The sequence below is a fragment of the Desulfovibrio sp. SGI.102 genome, assembly GCF_050314315.1.
GTDB lineage: Bacteria > Desulfobacterota > Desulfovibrionia > Desulfovibrionales > Desulfovibrionaceae > Desulfovibrio.
The window spans coordinates 1-19,721 of sequence record NZ_JBNPNC010000021.1 but is presented as its reverse complement, the minus strand read 5'-3'; the positions used below and the strand labels follow the sequence as shown (position 1 = coordinate 19,721).

The 19,721-nt window shown below is 65.1% G+C and carries 17 protein-coding genes; 5 read left to right on the top strand and 12 right to left on the bottom strand.

Features of this window, described 5'->3' with window-relative positions; genetic code table 11:
- Positions 1–38: 38 nt before the first annotated feature.
- From ACQRCJ_RS06325 to leuB, 4 genes are all read left to right on the top strand, one after another.
- Positions 39–1,586, top strand: coding sequence for a 2-isopropylmalate synthase (locus tag ACQRCJ_RS06325; RefSeq protein WP_006008917.1), 1,548 nt, complete (start codon positions 39–41; stop codon positions 1,584–1,586).
- A 408-nt stretch (positions 1,587–1,994) separates the two neighbouring features.
- Positions 1,995–3,257, top strand: coding sequence for a 3-isopropylmalate dehydratase large subunit (locus ACQRCJ_RS06320; RefSeq protein ID WP_168935863.1), 1,263 nt, complete (start codon positions 1,995–1,997; stop codon positions 3,255–3,257).
- A 26-nt stretch (positions 3,258–3,283) separates the two neighbouring features.
- Complete coding sequence (locus ACQRCJ_RS06315; protein ID WP_006008919.1) at positions 3,284–3,784, top strand: 3-isopropylmalate dehydratase small subunit; 501 nt, start codon at positions 3,284–3,286, stop codon at positions 3,782–3,784.
- A 289-nt stretch (positions 3,785–4,073) separates the two neighbouring features.
- Positions 4,074–5,147 carry a 3-isopropylmalate dehydrogenase gene (gene leuB, locus ACQRCJ_RS06310; protein WP_006008921.1) on the top strand — a complete coding sequence of 358 codons (1,074 nt, stop codon included), beginning with the start codon at positions 4,074–4,076 and terminating at the stop codon, positions 5,145–5,147.
- Positions 5,148–5,623: 476 nt separating this feature from the next.
- Here the strand turns inward: leuB and ACQRCJ_RS06305 are convergent, their stop codons facing one another.
- From ACQRCJ_RS06305 to ACQRCJ_RS06280, 6 genes are all read right to left on the bottom strand, one after another.
- The gene (locus ACQRCJ_RS06305; protein ID WP_289616748.1) at positions 5,624–6,520 is read right to left on the bottom strand and encodes a DMT family transporter; all 897 of its coding nucleotides are present in this window, start codon (positions 6,518–6,520) and stop codon (positions 5,624–5,626) included.
- A gap of 154 nt (positions 6,521–6,674) precedes the next feature.
- Positions 6,675–7,277, bottom strand: coding sequence for a septal ring lytic transglycosylase RlpA family protein (locus tag ACQRCJ_RS06300; protein WP_297137809.1), 603 nt, complete (start codon positions 7,275–7,277; stop codon positions 6,675–6,677).
- 642 nt (positions 7,278–7,919) lie between these two features.
- Complete coding sequence (locus tag ACQRCJ_RS06295) at positions 7,920–10,919, bottom strand: phosphoribosylformylglycinamidine synthase subunit PurS (protein WP_427799496.1); 3,000 nt, start codon at positions 10,917–10,919, stop codon at positions 7,920–7,922.
- A 52-nt stretch (positions 10,920–10,971) separates the two neighbouring features.
- Entirely contained in the window at positions 10,972–11,937 is a 966-nt protein-coding gene (locus ACQRCJ_RS06290) for a polyprenyl synthetase family protein (RefSeq protein ID WP_427799495.1), read from the bottom strand.
- 14 nt (positions 11,938–11,951) lie between these two features.
- Complete coding sequence (mqnB, locus tag ACQRCJ_RS06285) at positions 11,952–12,689, bottom strand: futalosine hydrolase (RefSeq protein WP_297159879.1); 738 nt, start codon at positions 12,687–12,689, stop codon at positions 11,952–11,954.
- A 5-nt stretch (positions 12,690–12,694) separates the two neighbouring features.
- Positions 12,695–14,008, bottom strand: a complete 1,314-nt coding sequence (locus ACQRCJ_RS06280) for a nucleotide sugar dehydrogenase (protein WP_204675026.1) — start codon at positions 14,006–14,008, stop codon at positions 12,695–12,697.
- A 72-nt stretch (positions 14,009–14,080) separates the two neighbouring features.
- Here ACQRCJ_RS06280 and ACQRCJ_RS06275 point away from each other — a divergent pair, with 72 nt between their 5' ends.
- Positions 14,081–14,254, top strand: coding sequence for a DUF2065 domain-containing protein (locus ACQRCJ_RS06275; protein WP_289616746.1), 174 nt, complete (start codon positions 14,081–14,083; stop codon positions 14,252–14,254).
- Positions 14,255–14,379: 125 nt separating this feature from the next.
- Here ACQRCJ_RS06275 and ACQRCJ_RS06270 read toward each other — a convergent pair whose 3' ends face one another.
- From ACQRCJ_RS06270 to ACQRCJ_RS06245, 6 genes are all read right to left on the bottom strand, one after another.
- Positions 14,380–15,093 carry a ubiquinone/menaquinone biosynthesis methyltransferase gene (locus tag ACQRCJ_RS06270; protein WP_289616745.1) on the bottom strand — a complete coding sequence of 238 codons (714 nt, stop codon included), beginning with the start codon at positions 15,091–15,093 and terminating at the stop codon, positions 14,380–14,382.
- Positions 15,086–15,259 carry a hypothetical protein gene (locus ACQRCJ_RS06265; RefSeq protein ID WP_006008942.1) on the bottom strand — a complete coding sequence of 58 codons (174 nt, stop codon included), beginning with the start codon at positions 15,257–15,259 and terminating at the stop codon, positions 15,086–15,088. Before ACQRCJ_RS06265 ends, ACQRCJ_RS06270 begins: the two co-directional genes overlap by 8 nt.
- 254 nt (positions 15,260–15,513) lie before the next feature.
- Complete coding sequence (locus ACQRCJ_RS06260; RefSeq protein WP_427799494.1) at positions 15,514–16,446, bottom strand: hypothetical protein; 933 nt, start codon at positions 16,444–16,446, stop codon at positions 15,514–15,516.
- Positions 16,447–16,586: 140 nt separating this feature from the next.
- Positions 16,587–16,994: a cytochrome c3 family protein gene (locus tag ACQRCJ_RS06255; RefSeq protein WP_168935871.1), complete on the bottom strand. Its 408-nt coding sequence runs from the start codon at positions 16,992–16,994 to the stop codon at positions 16,587–16,589.
- A 217-nt stretch (positions 16,995–17,211) separates the two neighbouring features.
- Positions 17,212–17,865, bottom strand: coding sequence for a hypothetical protein (locus tag ACQRCJ_RS06250; RefSeq protein WP_300646419.1), 654 nt, complete (start codon positions 17,863–17,865; stop codon positions 17,212–17,214).
- A complete protein-coding gene (locus ACQRCJ_RS06245) occupies positions 17,858–19,066 on the bottom strand; it encodes a cobalt-precorrin 5A hydrolase (RefSeq protein WP_427799493.1) in 1,209 nt (402 codons plus the stop codon). The genes ACQRCJ_RS06250 and ACQRCJ_RS06245 overlap by 8 nt, the downstream gene beginning before the upstream one ends.
- Positions 19,067–19,721 lie beyond the last annotated feature (655 nt).

Sequence of the window (19,721 nt, the reverse complement as noted above, 5' to 3'; positions counted from 1 at the left end):
GCACCCTTCGCGGGTGTCCGATCAGAGGAGTCAGATCCATGTCCAACCGCGTGTTCTTTTTCGACACCACCCTGCGTGACGGCGAACAGTCGCCGGGCGCGACCATGAACCTTCAGGAAAAGCTCCGTATTGCCCACCAGCTCGAAGTGCTGGGCGTGGACATTATGGAAGCCGGTTTCCCCGCCTCCAGCCAGGGGGATTTCGAGTCCGTGCAGCGTATCGCCCGGCAGGCGAAATCCATCCAGGTGGCCGGTCTGTGCCGCTGCATGGACAGCGACATCGACCGCTGCTGGGAGGCCGTGAAGGACGCCAAGAATCCCCGCATCCATACCTTCCTTTCCACTTCGCCCCTGCACATGAAGTACAAGCTGCGCAAGGACCCCGAAGTGGTGCTGCAGATGATCGAAGCCGGGGTGCGCCGCTGCGCCGGGTACACCGACAACGTGGAGTTCTCCGCCGAGGACGCCTCCCGTTCCGAACGTGACTTCCTCTGCCGCGTGGTGGAGACCGCCATCAAGGCCGGCGCCACCACCATCAACCTGCCCGACACCGTGGGCTATGCCCAGCCGCAGGAATTCGCCGACCTCATCCGCTACGTCATCGAGAACACGCCCAACAGCGACAAGGCCATCTTCAGCGTGCACTGCCACAACGACCTGGGCCTGGCCGTGGCCAACACCCTGGCCGCCCTCAGCGTGGGTGCCCGTCAGGCCGAGGTGACCATCAGCGGCATCGGCGAGCGCGCGGGCAACGCCGCCCTCGAAGAGCTGGCCATGGCCCTGCGCGTGCGCAAGGACTACTACGGTCTGGAGCACGGCATCGTCACCGAGCAGCTCTATCCTTCCTGCCGCCTGCTCTCCATGACCATCGGTCAGCCCATCCCCAACAACAAGGCCATCGTGGGCGCCAACGCCTTTGCCCATGAGTCCGGCATCCATCAGGACGGCATGCTCAAGAACCGCGAGACCTACGAGATCATGACCCCGCAGTCCGTGGGCCGCAACGAGAGCAACCTCGTCATCGGCAAGCATTCCGGCCGCAATGCCGTGCGCAACAAGTTCGAGAGCCTGGGCTACAGCCTGGATGACGACCAGCTGCAGATCGTCTTCGAGGCCGTCAAGGCCCTGGCCGACCGCAAGAAGACCCTGCACGACGATGACCTCATGGCCCTGGTGCAGGAAGAAGTCTACCGCATGCCCGACCTGTACCGCCTGCGCCATGTGAGCGTGCAGAGCTCCGACGCCGGCGGCGTGCCGCCCACGGCGGCCGTGCTCATGGACGTGGACGGCATGGAAAAGAGCGGCGCCGGTTTCGGCGTGGGCCCCGTGGACGCCATCTTCAATGTCATCAACGACATGCTGGGCCGTGAACCTCAGCTTGAGCAGTATGCGGTCAACGCCGTCACCGGCGGCACCGACGCCCTGGGCGAAGTGACCGTGCGCCTGCGCGAAGGCGAGTTCTCGGCTGTGGGTCGCGGCGCCCATCCCGACATCCTGGTGGCCACGGCGCGTGCCTATGTGAACGCCCTCAACCATCTGGCCAAGAAGGAAAAGGAAGGCGAGCGTCTGCACTGCCAGCACAGCTAGCGAGTGTTCCTGAGGGGAGGGGTGCCCCCTCCCCTCAAACTCCCCTCCCTCTCCCCAGCGCGCTTTAGTTGGGGCTAGGTGGCTCTTGGGCCACAAGGCCCCGTGGGTACGCCCTGTGTCCCTGTCCGGGAATGACCCGCCGGGGAGAGGAAAAGGCAGCCAGCAGGAGAGCCCTGCATATTTTATGACCGCCCCTGTGGGAGCTCTGCCCACCTCCCGGATCTTTCCGGGGTGGTGCCGGGAGACCTTCAGCAGGGAAAAGCTGGCGCATCGCCCCGTCTGTCATCCTCCTGAATAAAGCGCATTTGGGGGAGGATGGGGGGCCCGGGGGGAAGGAACCCCCTTGGGGCGCTAGTCAAAGGGGGTTCCTTCCCCCCGCAATCGCATTCCGTATCAAGGAGAACCATCATGCCTCAGACGCTTGCGCAAAAGATCCTGCAAGCCCACACCGACGACGTCATCGAGCGCGACGGACAGATCGTCCAGTGCCGCCTGTCCCTGGTGCTGGCCAATGACATCACCGGCCCCCTGGCCATCAAATCCTTCAAGGGCATGGGCGCCAGCCGTGTGTTCGATAAGGACAAGATCGCCCTGGTCATGGACCACTTCACGCCCCAGAAGGACATCGCCTCGGCCAACCAGGTGATGATCAGCCGCCAGTTCGCCCAGGAGCAGGGCATCACCCACTACTACGAAGGCGGCGACTGCGGCGTGGAACACACCCTGCTGCCCGAACGCGGCCTGGTGGGCCCCGGTGACGTGGTCATCGGCGCGGACAGCCACACCTGCACCTACGGCGGCATCGGCGCCTTCGCCACGGGCATGGGCTCCACCGACATCGCCGCCGGCATGGCCTTGGGCGAGACCTGGATCAAGGTGCCCCCGACCATCCGCGTGAACATCAACGGCCAGATGCCCAAGTGGCTGCGCGGCAAGGACCTGATGCTGCTGCTCATCAAGACCATCGGCGTGGACGGTGCCCTGTACAAGGCCCTGGAATTCGGTGGTTCCGTCATCGATGCCCTGCCTGTGGAAGGCCGTCTGACCATGGCCAACATGGCCATCGAAGCCGGCGGCAAGGTGGGCCTGTTCGCCGTGGACGAGCTCACCCGCCAGTACTGCGCCGAGCACGGCCGTCCCGGCGTGACCATGAGTCTGGCCGCTGACGAAGGCGCCGTGTACGAGCGCGTGGTGGACATCGACGTGACCGGCCAGGAACCCGTGGTGGCCTGTCCGCACCTGCCCTCCAACGTGAAGAACGTTTCCGAGCTCAAGGACCTGTCCGTGCAGCAGGTGGTGGTGGGCTCCTGCACCAACGGCCGCATCAGCGACATGCGCGATGCCGCCGAGATTCTGCGCGGCCGCAAGGTGGCCAAGGGCGTGCGCTGCATCATCCTGCCCTCCACCCCCGCCGTGTGGAAGCAGTGCCTCAAGGAAGGCCTGATGGAAGTCTTCATGGATGCCGGCTGCATCGTGGGCCCCTGCACCTGCGGTCCCTGCCTGGGCGGCCACATGGGCATCCTGGGCGACGGCGAACGCGCCGTGGCCACCACCAACCGCAACTTCCGCGGCCGTATGGGCAGCCTGGATTCCGAAGTCTACCTGTCCAGCCCCGTGGTGGCGGCCGCCAGTGCCGTGGCGGGCTGCATCGCCGGCCCTGACCAGCTCTAAGCCGTTTTTTCAGAAAGGATCACGTCATGAATTACAAAGGTACGGCCCACAAGGTGGGCGAACATATCGATACCGACGCCATCATCCCGGCCCGCTTCCTGGTGACCTCTGACGCCAAGGAACTGGGCGCCAACTGCATGGCCGGTCTGGAACCTGACTGGGTCAAGCGCGTGAAGCCCGGCGACATCATGGTGGCCGGCCGCAACTTCGGCTGCGGCTCCTCCCGCGAGCACGCCCCCATCGCCATCTTGGGCGCGGGCATGCCCGTGGTCATCGGCCACAGCTTTGCCCGCATCTTCTACCGCAACGCCTTCAACATGGGCCTGCTGCTCATGGAAGTGGGCGACGACGTGGACAAGATCAATGACGGCGACGAGCTGGAAGTGGATGCCGCCACCGGCGTCATCCGCGACCTGACCAACGGCGCCGAGATCCAGTGCCCGCCCCTGCCGGCCTCCATGGCCGCCATCCTGGCCAAGGGCGGCCTGGTCAACTATGTGAAGGAACGTCTGGCCGCCAAGGGCTAGGCGGACAGCTGCTGGCTGAGGGGGAGAGGGGCCCCTTTTGGAAAAGGGGCCCCTCTCCCCCTCAACCTCCCCCTCTCCTCCCGAAAACTTTTGTTCCGGTCGATAACGGGGCAGGGCAGGACGGTGATCGTGCCCTGAATATCTGTCCCCCGGTGGTTTGGGGAGAGCGTGCCGTGGAGGCAGGGCAAGAGCGGAGGCTGCGGAAGGCGTGCCCTTCGCGGCTTTCTGGTGAGCAAGGACAGTTTTTGCACACAAGCGCAGTGCTGCGGCGCTGCATGAGGATATCAAGATGAAAAAGACCATTTGTCTGTTGCCGGGTGACGGCATCGGTCCCGAGATCGTGGCCCAGGGCGTGGCCGTCCTGGAAGCTGTGGCCAAAAAGTTCGGCCATGAATTCGACTTCGTGCCCGCCCTCATCGGCGGCGCGGCCATCGACGCCACCGGCGAGCCCCTGCCCGCCGCCACGGTGGAAGCCTGCCAGAAGGCCGACGCCGTGTATCTGGGCGCCGTGGGCGGCCCCAAGTGGGACAATATCGAGCCTGCCCGCCGTCCTGAAAAGGGCCTGCTGGGCATCCGCAAGGCCCTGGGCCTGTTCGCCAACCTGCGTCCCGCCCTGCTGCTGCCCGAACTGGCCGGCGCCTGCCTGCTGCGTTCCGACATCGCGGCCCGCGGTCTGGACCTCATCGTGGTGCGCGAGCTGACCGGTGACATCTACTTCGGCGAGCCCCGCGCCATCGAAGAACGTAACGGCCTGCGCGTGGGCTACAACACCATGATCTACGACGAGAACGAGATCCGCCGCATCGCCAAGGTGGCCTTCGAGACCGCCCGCCAGCGTCGCAAGAAGGTCTGCTCCGTGGAAAAGAGCAACGTGCTGGAGACCTCCCGCCTCTGGAAGGCCGTGGTGCAGGAAGTGCACGCCGACTACCCCGACGTGGAACTGAGCCATATGTACGTGGACAACGCCGCCATGCAGCTGGTGCGCGATCCTTCGCAGTTCGACGTCATCCTCACCGGCAACATCTTTGGTGACATCCTCTCCGACGAGGCCTCCGTCATCACCGGTTCGCTGGGCATGCTGCCTTCCGCCTCCATGGGCGCCCAGGCCCCGGCCCTGTTCGAGCCCATCCACGGTTCCGCGCCCGACATCGCCGGTCAGGACAAGGCCAATCCTCTGGCCACCATCCTGTCCGCCGGCATGATGCTGCGTCTGGCCTTCGGCCTGTCCGAAGAAGCCGACGCCGTGGAGAATGCCGTGCGCCAGACCCTGCGTGACGGTTTCCGTACCGGCGACATCATGGAAGACGGCTGCACCCTGGTGGGCTGCGCCGAGATGGGCCGTCTGGTGGCCGAACGCCTGTAGTCTCTGGTTCTGTTTTTCCGGAATGGAGCGGAGCTGTCCTGCGGGGCGGCTCCGCTTTTTGTTTTTGGGGGAAGGGGAAAGGCGTTGCTGCTGCGGTCCTCAAAAGGGAAGGCCAGGCCTTTGGTCACGACAGTGGCCGATGGCGGGAAGGGAGGGGGACGGGAAAGGGGCGATGGCAGGAAACAGGCCTCTGGCCACGGCAGGAAGGGAAGCGGCACGAGAAGGGGCCCAGGAGCAGCCGTAGGCGTCGTGCGTCCGTGAGCTAGGCGCATACGGCACGCCATGCCCCGGGATGGGGATTGCGGGGAAAGATCGGGGGTGTGCAGGCCGACGGGAAGAGCCGTCGGAGACGGTCGGCAGGAGACGGGCTTGCGTGCCATGAGGACCGCCACTGACCCTGAAAAAACGTTTGGGCAGGGAGAAGGGGAGTTCGAGGGGGAGAGGTGTCCAAAGAGATGGCCTTCTCCCCCTCGTATCTACTCCCCATGCTTTCTTTTCTGCAGCCAGGCCTGGATCTGCGGCCCGGTCATGACCAGAACCACGGCGGCGCAGATGACGGCCACGCCGCTGAAGACGGCGAAGGTGGCGGGCTCGTCGAAGACGAGGATGCCCACGGTGACGGCGGTGAGCGGTTCGCCCACGCCCAGGATGGAGGCCAGGGTGGAACCGATGCGCTGGATGGCCAGGATCAGGGTCAGGTTGGAGATGACCGCGGTGATGATGGCCAGCAGCAGGCTCAGGGCCAGCTGTTCCCAGGTACCGATGATCTCGAAGGTCCCGGAGATCAGGGCATTGACGAGGGACACGCCGGTACCGAAGAACAGCACCCAGAAGGTGATGCTCAGGCCCGAGATGCTGTGGATGCGGGCCACATGCAGGCCCGAGATGTAGAGAGCGTTGCACAGGGCCGACGCCAGCAGCAGGCCTACGCCCAGCGGGTCAAGGCTGCCGCCGTCATCACCGCCGCCGCTGCCCAGCAGGGCCACGCCAAGGATGGCCAGCAGCACGGAACTGGCCGTGATGATGGAAAATTTTTCATGGAAGAAGATGGTCATGATGAGCATGACCATCAGCGGATACAGGAATTGCAGGGTGGCCGTGACGCCGCCCGACAGGTAGAGCAGGCCCCAGATCATGAGCAGGGCGGCCAGGGCGTAGAGCACGCTGAACAGGGCCAGCAGGCCGAGGTCGCGCGCGGGCGCGGCAAAACGTTCCTGGCGCAGGACGAGGATGAGGCCCAGGCTTATGGAGGCGAAGAGGAAGCGGTAAAAAAGGACACAGTCCGCGGACAGGCCGCTATGCAGCAGGGGCAGACTGAACAGCGGGATGAGACCGAAAGCGGCGGAGGAAATAAGGGCAAGCACAAAACCCATGACAGCTCTCCATGACGAGGGATTTGCGGTTTTCCAAATGACTCACGATTTCCGACATTGCCCCAAAGAAAACGGGAATACAAGGGGTTGGGGCTGATCGAAGGCCAAAAAAAAGGGCGCTCGGGGCGCCCGGAAAAAAGGGAGCGGCAGAGCGCTAGTTGCCGGCATCGTCCAGCACGACCTCGGCCTCGGGGTGGCCCTGGCGCAGCGCTTCATGCATGGCGGCCGCGTCGGCAAAGGCGAAGAAGGGGCCCACCTGGTCATCCTTGTAACGCACGAAATAGGCCTGTCCGTTCTGCAGGGGGGTGCCGCTGGGGTCGCTGACCACTTCCAGATCGACCTTGCCCACGCCGCGGTCGTTCATGTTGATCTGCTGGGCGGCAGCATAGGAAAGGTCGATGATGCGGCCACGCACATAGGGGCCGCGGTCGGTCACGCAGACCATGACGCTCTTGCCGTTGCTCTTGTCGGTGACGCGCACCACGGTGCCGATGGGCAGGGTGCGGTGGGCAGCCGTGAAGGTGTACATGTCATAGCCTTCACCGCTGGCGGTCTTCTTGTTGTGGAAGTCGGCCCCGTACCAGGAGGCCATGCCGGTCATGAAGGCATCGGCGTTGCTCTGGGCACGTTTGAGCCAGACATCACGGCTGGAGGAAGCAGTCTTTGCATCGCCGGCATAGGCGGCGGACATGGGGGAGGCCAGCAGCAGACAGGCCAGCAGCAGCGCCGGCATCCCCATGGAAGAATGTGAGGTCATAGAAACTCCTTGGTTGAAGCAGGTACGCGGCGTGGTTGCCCACGCGGCGCAGGTCGTCGGACGACCCACCCCGTCAAGGCTGCACAACGGGGCTTGCCTGAAACGCCAAACAAAAAGATTGAGGTATGATGCCTGAAAAAAAGCTCTGTGTCAAACCAGGTAAATTTTGCAAGAGAAAGTCTGGAAAATTTCCTGTCCAAGATGAGTAATTAACAGTTGATATGCAGTTAGCCTGTAACTTTATATCGACTGTTATTTTTTGATATATAAAGTTAGTTTTTGCAGATATAAAGTTGATATAAAGTTAAAAGTTTCTGCAATTCTTCTGTATATTGTGAAAGGGGGCAAGAGGCCCCTGCACGGGCTGTCAGGGGGGCCTGAATTGCATATTCCGCTTTTGGGAACACGCATGCGAGAGGTGGGAGGAGAGGACAGAAGGACTGTCCGGGCCGGAGCGGATCCGGCCTTCGGGAGGGGCTTTTCGGGGCCTTCGATATCATGACCACCACAGAGCGGCGTCAGGGAAACTGCCGTGGAAGGCTGGTTGCCGACGGGTCGCCGACAGGACCGCAGCAGCGGTGCGGGCAACAAAAAAGGGCGCCCCTTGCGGGGCGCCCCTGATGTTCGCGGCAGGGCCGGGACTTACCAGTCCAGGGTACGCTTGAAGGCGGTGGTCAGGTCGTCCACGCTTTCCTGCAGGACGGTGACGCCGCCACGGGTCATGGTCAGGGTGTTGTCGTCGGTGACGGTACCGATGCGGCGGCAGATCTGCCAGCTGCCCAGCATGTCGAGGATCATGGCCAGGTCGGGGCGCACGCTGACGATGAGGCGGCTGGCCGATTCGCTGTACAGCAGTTCGGTCAGGGTCATGTCTTCCATGGCGGGCACGGCGTCCAGGTCGATGTTGGCGCCCAGGCGGCCGCCGATGCACATTTCGGCCAGGGCCACGGCCAGACCGCCATCGGAGCAGTCATGGCAGGCGGACAGGGCGCGCTGGCCCATGAGGCCGTGCACGGCGCGGTAGCGCGGCATGGCGGTGGAGGCGTCCACATTGGGCACGCGGCCGCCGGTGAGGCCCAGTTCGGAGCAGGCTTCGCTGCCGGCCATTTCACGCCAGGTACCGCCCAGCATGTAGATGTGGTGACCGGCGGCCTTGAAGTCCGAGGTCTGGGTGGCGATGACGTTGTTGATGACGCCCATCACCGAGAACAGCACCGTGGGCGGGATGGAGATCTTTTCGCCGCCGCCGGTGTAGTCGTTCTTCATGGAGTCCTTGCCGGAGATGCAGGGCACGCCGAAAGCCAGGGAGAACTGCTGCAGGGCCTTGCAGGCGCGCACCAGCTGGGCCAGCTTGTAGCGGCCGTCGGGGGTCTTCTCGCTCTGGACGGGGTCGCACCAGCAGAAGTTGTCCACACCGGCCAGGGCATCGGGGTTGCCGCCCACGGCCACGGCGTTACGGATGGCTTCGTCCATGGCGTTGGCCATCATCCAGTAGGTGTCGTAGTCGCTGAACTTGGGGCAGATACCGTGGGAGATGACCAGACCGGCATCGGATTCCAGCAGCGGACGGATGACGCCGGCGTCGGAAGGACCATCGTTCTTGACGCCGCACAGGGGCTTGATGGCGCTGCCGCCGCGCACTTCGTGGTCGTACTGGCGGATGATGTATTCCTTGGAGCAGATGTTCAGGCGGTTCAGCATGCGGCGCAGGAAGGCGCCCTGTTCGCTGTCGGGCATGTCCACGCGGATGTCTTCCACCTTGGGGGCTTCCCACACGGCTTCCAGTTCCAGCTGGGGCACGCCGTCATGCATGAATTCCATGGGCAGGGAGGCCACGGGACGGTCGTTGTAGCGCACGTCGAAGAAGCCGCTGTCGGTGTAGTGGCCCAGGGCGGTGGCTTCCACGTCCATGCGGGCGGCCAGTTCCATGAACTCGTCCAGCTTGGCGGGCGGCACGGCCAGGGTCATGCGTTCCTGGGCCTCGGAGAGCAGGATCTCCCAGGGGCGCAGGCCGTCGTACTTGAGGGGGGCCTTGGCGATGTCCAGCACGCAGCCGCCGGTGTCTTCGGCCATTTCGCCCACGGAGGAGGAAAGGCCGCCGGCGCCGTTGTCGGTGATGGCGTTGTACAGGCCCAGGTCACGGGCGCGCATGATGAAGTCGTACATCTTGCGCTGGGTGATGGGGTCGCCGATCTGCACGGCCGTGGCCGGGGAACCTTCGTGCAGTTCCTCGGAGGAGAAGGTGGCGCCGTGGATGCCGTCCTTGCCGATGCGGCCGCCGGTCATGACGATGATGTCGCCCACTTCGGCCTTCTTTTCCCAGCCCTTGCGGCCGTTGACGTCGGTGGGGATCACACCCACGGTGCCGCAGTAGACCAGGGGCTTGCCCAGGTAGCGTTCATCGAAGACCAGGGAGCCGTTGACGGTGGGGATGCCGGACTTGTTGCCGCCGTGTTCCACGCCTTCACGCACGCCTTCCAGCACGCGGCGGGGATGCAGCAGGCGCGGGGGCAGTTCCTTGTCATAGAAGGGGGAGGCGAAGCAGAACACGTCGGTGTTGCAGACCAGTTCCGCGCCCATGCCGGTGCCCATGGGGTCACGGTTGACGCCCACGATACCGGTGAGGGCGCCGCCGTAGGGGTCCAGGGCGGAGGGGCTGTTGTGGGTCTCCACCTTGATGCAGGCGTCGTAGCCGTTGATGAAGGCGATGACGCCGGCGTTGTCCTTGAACACGGACTTGCAGTAGTCGTCGTCGCCCAGGCGCTTGCGGATGGCGGCCGTGGCGTCACGGATGCAGGCCTTGTACAGGTTGTTGACCTCTTCGCGCTGGCCGGTCTCCTTGTTCTCGTAATGGATGCGGGAGGCGAAGATCTTGTGCTTGCAGTGTTCGGACCAGGTCTGGGCCAGCACCTCCATTTCCACGTCGGTGGGGTCGGCGGGCAGACCGGCGGCCTTGCGGCGGGCCTGTTCGTCAGGGGTGGCGAACTGGTCGCGGATGCAGTGCAGCTCGCGCAGGGTCAGGGCCCAGGTGTTGTCGCGGCTGGCTTTCTGCAGGGCCTCGTCGTCCATGCTGGACAGGGGCACCACGTCCACGGTGTCGTTGGCTTCGCCGGTGACCTTGGCGGCCTGGGCTTCGAAGCCGGGCTGGGCCTGCCATTCTTCGGCGTTCTTGACGCGGAAGCGCTGGATCAGGGTGTTGCAGAGCAGGTCGCGGGCCAGGGCCTCCACCTCTTCACGGCCGAGCATGCGGTCGGGCGTGCAGGTGATGCGGTACTGCACCGAGGTGTAGACGCGCAGGCTGTCACGGGCGATGCCCAGCACCATGGCGGCGGTGTCACGGGCGGTGCGGCCTTCGTTGTCGGTGACGCCGGGGCGGTAGCCCACTTCCACGATCCAGTGGGGGGCGGGTTCCACGAAGGGCAGCGGCTCCAGCGAGGCCTGCTGCAGGATGGGGTCGTGCCAGATGCCTTCGTCCACCAGACGGTTCACCTGGGCGGCATCCAGACCGTCCACGGTGTAGACTTTGATCTGACGGATGGCGGCAACGGGGATCTGCAGCGCCTTGAGCAGATGCAGCGCCGTCTTGCGGCCCTGAGTATCGGTAATGTTGGCATGAAGCCCGGTTTCCACACGATAGAGCATACGGTCCTCGCTTTGGCGGCGGGAATCCCGCCGGTTCTCCGTAATAAGGCGATTATTTTTTGCGGTCGCGAACGTAGTCGGCCATTTGTTGCAGGATGTCCTGTTCCGGTCCCGAGGGCAGGGTGGCCAGGGCCGCGCGGGCCTTGTCCAGATAGCCTTCGGCAGCCATGCGCGTGGCCTGGTCGAAACCGGCCGCACGGATGCTGTCAGCGATGCGCTCGGCGTCGCTGTCGGTGAAGGAAGCGTCATTGAAGGCCTGGTCGAAGGCCGCGCGGGCGGCATCGTCCAGGCTGTCGCGGTACATGCGCAGGGGCGGGGTCAGTTTGCCCTCGCGCACGTCGCCGCCCGAAGGTTTGCCCGTGACGCTCTGGGGGGCGAAGTCCAGGGCGTCGTCCACGATCTGGAAGGCCATGCCGATGTTCTTGCCATACGCGGCGGCGGCTTCCACCAGGGCATCGTCGGCACCGGCGCGCAGGGCGCCCAGCTGGCACGAGGCCCGGATCAGCCAGGCCGTCTTGCCGCGGATGATCTCCTCGTATTCCTCGGCGGTGGTCTCCACCTGATGCTGGGCCGCGATCTCCAGGATCTCGCCGGCGGCGGTGCGGCTGGTGGCCTCGGAGAAGCAGAGGCACAGGCGCGGGTCGCCGCACTGGGCCACCAGGGCATTGGCATGGGCCAGCATGGCATCGCCGGCCAGGATGGTGCTGGTGGCGCTGAAAATGGTGTGCGCGGCGGGTTTGCCGCGACGGGTATCGGCATTGTCCAGCACGTCGTCATGCAGCAGCGTGGCGGCATGGAGCATCTCCATGGTGACGGCCAGATCGTAGATGTCTTTTTTGTCATAGCCCAGCAGGCGGGCCATGAGGATGGTCAGCAGGGGGCGCAGGCGTTTGCCGCCCGCTTCGAAAATGTGGCGGGCGATGGGGCGCACGGGATGGGGCAGGCCCTCGGCGGCCCGGGAAAGAGCCTTGTTGATGGGGGGCAGTTCCAGTGCCAGACGGGCTTTCAGAAGCAGCATAGCGACATCTCGGTTTATGGTGCGGGGCGCCAGATATCCGCCAGACGGCGCATGGCTCCCGGAAAATCCGTTTCATGCGGTGCGCGCGGCCCCACCCGGTTGGAAACGCTGCGTACCTCCACACAGGCGATGCCCTGGCGGGCGCAGGCCAGCGCCACGGCAAAACCTTCCATATTTTCCAGCAGGGCCCCGGGATGGGCCTGCCGGAGCTGTCCCACACGCTGCCGGGAAGCGCTGACGCCCGCCACGCTCAGGGACGTGGCCGCGGGCAGGGAGCACAGCCCGTGCAGGCAGGCGGGCAGCTGCGCGGGAGCGGCCAGGGGCAGACGGTCGAAGACCGGCCCGTGCGGCCCTTCCCACTGGGGAAAACCGAACGACGGGCCGTCCACAGCCGTCCCGTCGTGCAGGCCGTATTCCGGCCAGATCTCTTCCTCCACCCGCCAGAGCGAACGGAGGGGCGCCCGTTGCAGGTCCATGCTGCCGGCCACGCCCACGTTGAGCACCAGCGAGACCGCATGTCCGGCCTGTCGGGCCCCAGCCAATGCCAGCCCCATGCCGAGGGCGGCGTTGACGGGCCCCACGCCGGTGATGCAGGCCAGGGCCGGCAGGCCCAGGTGCAGGGGCAGCAATTCCTGCTCCGGCAGGCCGGTCTGCGCCGCCGGGCCGCATGCCGCTCCGGGAGCGGGCCCCAGGGCCTGTTCCGGCAGGGCGGACAGCAGTTCGCGGGCGGTGGCGGCACAGACCAGCAGCACGGCGCTTACAGTCTCCAGTAGTCGATGCCCGCGGCGCGCATGGCCTGCGGGTCGAAGAAGCCCTTCACGTCCATGAGCACGGCCTTGTTGCCGTCCTTGCAGCGGGCCTTGATGTCTTCGGGCGTCAGGGCGGCGTAGGCCTTGTGGCTCACGGCCAGCAGCACGGCATCCAGGTCGCGCAGCTGATCCAGATCCACCAGCTCCTGCCCGTATTCGCGCATGGCTTCGGCCGGGTCGGCCTCGGCGTCATGCACCAGCGGGACCACATTATATTCCTTGAGTTCGCGGATCACGTCCACCACGCGGGTGTTGCGCAGGTCGGGCACGTTCTCCTTGAAGGTGAAGCCCAGGATGCCCACGCGCGCGCCGCTGACCACGTTGCCGTTCTTGATCAGGCGCTTGACCAGGCATTCGGCCACATATTTGCCCATGTTGTCGTTGGTGCGGCGACCGGCCAGGATGACTTCGGGGTGGAAGCCCATCTCCTCGGCCTTGAAGGTCAGGTAGTAGGGGTCCACGCCGATGCAGTGGCCGCCCACCAGACCGGGACGGAAGGGCAGGAAATTCCATTTGGTACCGGCGGCTTCCAGCACTTCGAGGGTGTCGATGCCCAGGCGCTCGAAGATGATGGCCAGCTCGTTCATGAGCGCGATGTTCAGGTCGCGCTGGGTGTTCTCGATGACCTTGGCGGCCTCGGCCACCTTGATGCTGGAAGCGCGGTGGATGCCCGCCTTGACCACGGAGCCGTAGACCTGGGCCAGCAGGTCGGCCGTGGCCTGGTCGGAACCGGAGACGATCTTTTTGATGGTCTCCAGGGTGTGGACCTTGTCACCGGGATTGATGCGCTCCGGCGAGTAGCCCACGGTGAAATCCGTGCCGTAGGTCAGGCCGGATTCCTGCTCCAGGATGGGCACGCAGATCTCTTCGGTGAGGCCGGGGTAGACCGTAGATTCATAGACCACCACGCAGCCCTTGGGCATGTGGCGGCCCACGGTGTGGCTGGCGCCCACCACGGGGGTGAGGTCGGGGGAGCGGTGTTCGTCGATGGGGGTGGGCACGGCCACGATGATCACGGCGGCCCGGGCCAGGTCGGCGGGGTCGCAGGTGTACTCGATCGTGGCGGCGGCCAGGGCTTCATCGGTCACTTCGTTGGTGCGGTCATGGCCTTTGCGCAGCTCTTCGATGCGTCCGGCGTTGATGTCGAAACCGAGCACGTTCATGTGGCGGGAAAAAGCCACGGCCAGGGGCAGGCCCACATAGCCCAGGCCCACCACGGCCAGGGTCTGTTCACGATTCTGCAGGGCAGCGAAATCCACCATCGTTTTATCCTTTACAAAAATGCCTGTTTCCGCCATGTGAAAGACATGACTTTTGACTGGAAACCATTTCTTGTGGCATTGGGTTTGGCCATCCTTCTGGAAGGCCTGGTCTGGGCTCTGGCTCCCGACGCCATGCGACGGGCAGTGATCCTCATCGCGCAGATGCCCAAAAGCTCCATACGGGTCCTCGGGCTGGCGGCGCTGGCTCTGGGCCTCTTTCTTGTATGGCTGGCCCGCAGCGCCTGAGCTTGAGGCTTTTTTCCGCATGCATGACGGCGTCCCTTGGGGCGCCGTTTTTTTGTGCCGGAGGATGGCGCCGGGTCGTCCCGCCTGCGGCGGGGAAGCCGGCGCTATCGCAGCGCGCTGGCCCGCTAGAGGGCCTTTTCGCCCACATGCAGGCAGACGATGCCCGACGTGAGCTTGATATGCCAGGCCCGCGCGAAACCGGCATCGGTCATTTCCTTTTCCAAGGCAGGGGCCGTGGGGAAATTGCGGATGGTCTCGGCCAGATACTCATAGGCGCCCGGGTCGCGGGAGACCATCTTGCCGATACGCGGCAGGATCCTGTCCAGATAAAAATTGTACAGACCGCCCCAGATGCGTTCGCTGCCGGAGCCGAACTCCAGGATGCAGGCGCGGCCGCCGGGGGTGAGCACGCGCAGCATCTCGGCAAAGGCCTCGGAGCGCGGCTTGATGTTGCGGATGCCGAAGGCCATGGTCACGCAGTCCACCGAAGCGTCGGGCAGGGGCAGCTTTTTGGCGTCAGCGGCCACGGGCATGATGGCCCGGGCGTTGTCGCCCTTGAGCTTGTGCAGGCCGCGCTGGAGCATGGGCGGGCAAAAGTCCATGGCGGGCACCTGCACATGCGGGTATTTGCGGCGGATGGCCAGCGAGACGTCCAGGGTACCTGCGGCCAGGTCGAGCACGCGGTTGGTGCTGCCCACGCGCACGTTCTTGGCCAGCACATGGCGCCAGTAATAGTCGATGCCCAGGCTCAGCGTATGGTTGAGCAGGTCGTAGAAGCCGGCGATGCGGCCGAACATGCCGGAGACGGCAGCGTCATGCTGGGGGCGGGGATCAGTCACGTCCGGCCTCCCTGGGCGCGTTGCCCTGGCGGATGGCTTCGCAGACCACGCGGTACACGGCGGGAAAGACCTCGGCGAAGTTGCCCGGCGAAACCGTGCGCGTCTCGATGAATTTGGCGGTCAGCTCCTTGGCGACCTGAAGGGCTTCCTTGCTGTCTTTGTCCATACCTGGCCTCGTGGCATACAAAATGAAAAACCCGTCCACTGGGGAATGGCCTTGACCCACAACGGGAAAACGCCGGACGGGTAAAGGAACGGAAACGGCGGCCCCCGCCCCTTTTGTTTTTGATTCGGGCCTGTACAGGACTGCTGCCTGCAAAAGGCCGTCCGTCAGCATATGCGCTAACGGTGCGCTTGGCAAGTCGATGCCCCCGCGGGAGCGGGGGCGGAAAAGGCCGTGCGCGCAGGGAAAAAGGCCGCTCAGGCCTGATCCGCCATCAGGCGCCGGATCTCTTCATGCAGTATCCGCGCCGCAGCGGCGGCGGCCGCCTTTTCCACGTATTTGTCAAAATCCGTCATCAGGTCGCCAAGCTGGTGCTCTAGGGCTTCCACACGCTGTGCCAGCATCCGCCGCTCTTCCTCAAGACGGGCCACGCGTTCGCTGTCCGCAGTGGCCGGGGCCTCTCCGGAAGCGGCCGGAGCGTCCTGCAGGGCCTGTACCTGTTCTTCCAGATGGGTGAGGCGTTCCACGGTCTCCATGAGCAGAGTGCCGTCACTGTGGCTGCCCCCGGTCTGGCTCTCCAGACTGTCGAGACGCTGCAGCATCTCCTGGCGTTCGCCCTCCAGCGCGGAAAGGCGCTCCATGCTTTCCATAAGCAGGACGCTGTCGGGCGCTCCGGCCATGCTGCCGGAGGCGGTGTCTCCCGTGGCGGGCAGGGCCTGCACCTGCTCTTCCAGATGGGTGAGACGCTCCACGGTCTCCATGAGCAGGGTGGCGTCGCTGTGACCGTTCCCGGCCCGGCCTTCCAGGGCGCTCAGGCGACGGTCGAGCTGGCGGCAGCTTTCTTCCAGGCTGCTGATGCGCTCCAGGCTTTCCGGCAGCAGGGGGCTTTCGGTGCCGGTCTGCGCTGCCAGAGCGGCCAGATGCAGGCCCGTATCGCCGATCACGGCCGCGGAGGCATCCAGCTGGGCCTCCCAGTCCCGGGCGGGGGGCACGTCCTCGACTGCGGGCGCGGGGGACGGCACGGGCTCGTGATCCTGGACAGGCAGCAGGAGCAGGTCGTCAGGAGCCGGGGCCTCGTCGGGCAAGGGGAGGGGCTCAGGCGTTTTGGGGCTGTTTTTCGGCAGGTCAGGGCCTTTTTCGATAAGGTCCGTCAGTTCGATGATCTCGTTTTGCTCGGCAGATGCGGCCATGGGCGCCTCTCATGCAGGATGGTTGGTGATCCGGTTCCTCAACGGCTTGCCCTGCATAGCAGCTCATGCTCCAAAAGGCAAACCGCCAAAAAGAAAAGCCGCGGTTTCCCGCGGCTTGCAATGCGAAAATGGATGATGGCCTACGGATGGCACTTGGACTTGGCGCAACCGGTGAGGTCCTTCTTCAGGTCAGGCTTTTCGGCCACGACCTTGACGTGACAGGACAGGCAGCTCTGATGCTTCAGGGGGGCATCGGCCTTTTCCTTGGCGTGCATCACATAGTACAGGCTGTTGGTCCCCTTCTTGTCCTTCAGGTTGTCATGACAGCCGGCGGTGGCGCACTTGGCATAGCTTTCCTTGCCGTCCACAGGGTGGTGGCAGACGACGCATTCCACGGTTTTGTGGGTGGAGTGGTTGAAGGTCACCGGCTTTTTGGGGTTGGAACCTTGCAGGACGAGACCGTCAGCCGGGACAGGGGGCTGGGCCGCGATGGCGGGCACGGACAGGGCCAGAGCCAGGACACCGGCAGACAACAGGGCGAACTTCATGACAACCTCCTCACAGGCTAGTCGAACCTTGGGACGCGCGGAACGGCTCCGGGACGTCACAGACAGATAATAAATCAATACGCCGGGTTGCAGAATGTGTCAACGTGGGTGGCGGAAAATCCGCACGGCCTTCGGGCAGGCGGGAACGCCGGAAAAACGTCCGCCTGCCGTGAAGTTGTAGCGCGATTTTATAAAATTCTTCTTGAAAATCGAAAGATTACGCGCTGCCTTCCCGTTCCCCGCCCGCACTGAACAGCGGCAGGGTCCGGTGCGTCAGGTGGACATTGTCCGGCACAAAAATATTTTTTTCCAGCCGCAGGCCCGCATCCACGCGTACCTCCCGGCCCAGATGGGCCCCTTCTTCCACGATGACGCCCTCACCCAGGTGCGCGCCTTCCCCCAGATGGACATGGTCCTCCAGGCGGCAGCCTGCCTCCAGACGCGCTCCGGCCCGCAGCACGCAGCCCGTGCCGGTACGGCAGCCCGCTGCCAGCGAGGCATCGGCAAAGATGAGGTTCCCGGCGCCGACGAGGACATCCCGCTCCCTGTGGGCATCAGGATGGACCGCACTGACCAGAGTGAAGCCCAGTTCCCGCAGGGCGTCGTGCAGCAGACGGCGCAGTTTGGCAGCCTGCTTGTGCGGGGCCGTGACCACGGCCCGGGAGAAGTCCGGCCGCAGGCGGGCCAGGTCGGCGTCCCGGCCCAGCGGGGGCACGCCCGCCTCTGCCGCGAAGTCACAGTGCGGGCCGTGGATGACGCCCGCAGGGACCAGCCCGGCAGCCTGCAACAGCGGTACGGCCGCGGCGCACAGGCTGCCGCCGCCCACCAGCAGGACCGCGTCCCGCCCTTCGTTCATGACGATCTCAGACATCATCCCTCCGCAAAATGCTGTTCGACAGGGCCACGGCCAGGGTCAGCTGGCCGGCCACCTTGGTTTTTTCCACCAGCAGACGGGCGGCCGGAGCGTCCGTGCCGTCTGTTTGCTGTCCGTTTCCTGTTACCGCCGGCGGGCCGTCCTTCAGCTCGGCCCGGCTCACAGGCGACGCCCCCCCGCCATCCACCTTCATCATACCGGTTGCGGCCATCCGCCGGGCCGCCAGCAGGCAGGCCGCCTCACAGACACTGAAGGGTGCGCAGGCGAAGCGTTCCCCTGCCGCCGTGGACGGGTGCGGTGTGCTGACGGCGGCCAGTTCCGCGGCATCGAAGGTCAGCAGGGGCAGGCCCAGACGCCGGGCCAGTTCCTGCAAGGCCGGTTCCCGGGCCTTTTCCGTCACGGTCGCCAGGGCCGCCAGAGCCTGGGGCTCCAGTCCGTGGCGCAGCAGCAGACCTTCCACGGCTGTGGCCACCAGCGGCGCAGGGATACCCTTGCGGCAGCCCAGCCCCAGTACCAGCGAGGGCAGGGCCACCCGCAGGCGGCCTTGTCGTGCGGGCAGACGTTGCCAGTGTACGCAGACTGCGGGCCCGTCCTGTTCCGGCAGATGCTCCTGCCGCAGGAATCCTCCCCCTTCTCCGTTCGTCACCGCGCCGCAGGGGTCCCACAAGGGCAGGGGCCGCCCTTCCAGCCAGCAGGCCTGGGCCGGAGGCAGCTGGTCCCAGTCCAGGATGCGCAGGCCCGCTGCCTGGAGGAAAAGGTCCAGCGCAGGGCGCTCGCCGCAGTCCGTGGCCGTGGTGATGACAGGCACGGCATCCAGCAGGGCGGCCACATGGCGGCACAGGCTGTTGCCGCCGCCCCAGTGTCCGGCCAGCAGGCTGATGACGAAACGGCCGTCCGGCGAGATGACCAGGACAGGCGCGTCCGTGCTCTTGTGTTCCAGCAGGGGCGCCACAGCCCGCACGGCGATGCCTGTTGCGCCTATAAAGATCTGGGGAACTTCTGCGGCCTGCCGGGCTGCATCCATGATGCCGGCAAACGGCAGGCAGTCTTCCGGGGCAAAACGTTGCGGCGCGGACAGGCGGCATTCCGCCAGCGTCTCGCCCGACGGCCCGCGCCACGGCGCTGCGGCCATGGCTTCCCGCAGGCGTCGGGCCAGCGGCAAGGCCGCGCTGCTCAGGACATGACAGGTACAATGCATGGGATTTCGGTGGGGTTGGTGGTGGAAGAGGGGCGAGGGGGAAGGGGGGCCCTTTTGGAAAAGGGCCCCCCTTCCCCTTCGCGCTCCCCCATCCCCGCCGAAAACTTTTACTCAGGTCGGTATGGCACGTCCCCGTCGCCGGACGCAAGGCCTGTCATCTCCCCAGACTGGGAAAGGAGCGGGTGAGGCAGGCGGAGAAAGAGCGCCGCCGGTGCGGCAGATGCCCGACAGGCAACAGGGTACGGATGACCGCGGGGGCTTCAGGGGAATCTTCAAAAGAGAAAAATGGAAGGAAGACTGGCAGAAGAGGGCTTTTGTCTGCCATGCAGCGACACACAAAAGTAGCCGTTGGGGAAACAGACCGGAGGCGGCAACCCGACAGACGCTGCGTACCGGCTGCTGTCCTCTTCATCGTAAAAAAACAGCCCGCCAAAAAGCCGGGAGACCGGCATCAGGGAGCAGGCCCGCGTGTCGGGCAGGCCGTCAGGGACCTGATGAAAAGGTTTTGGAAAGGAGAGGGGGACCGACCGAAGGCGGCCGCAGGCCGTGCCCGTTACGACACGGCAGCTATGGCCAAGGATAGGAGGGGGCAACGAGACAGACGCTGCCTACTGCTGTTTTATCAATGATTTTGATGTGATAGCTGCCGCTGAGT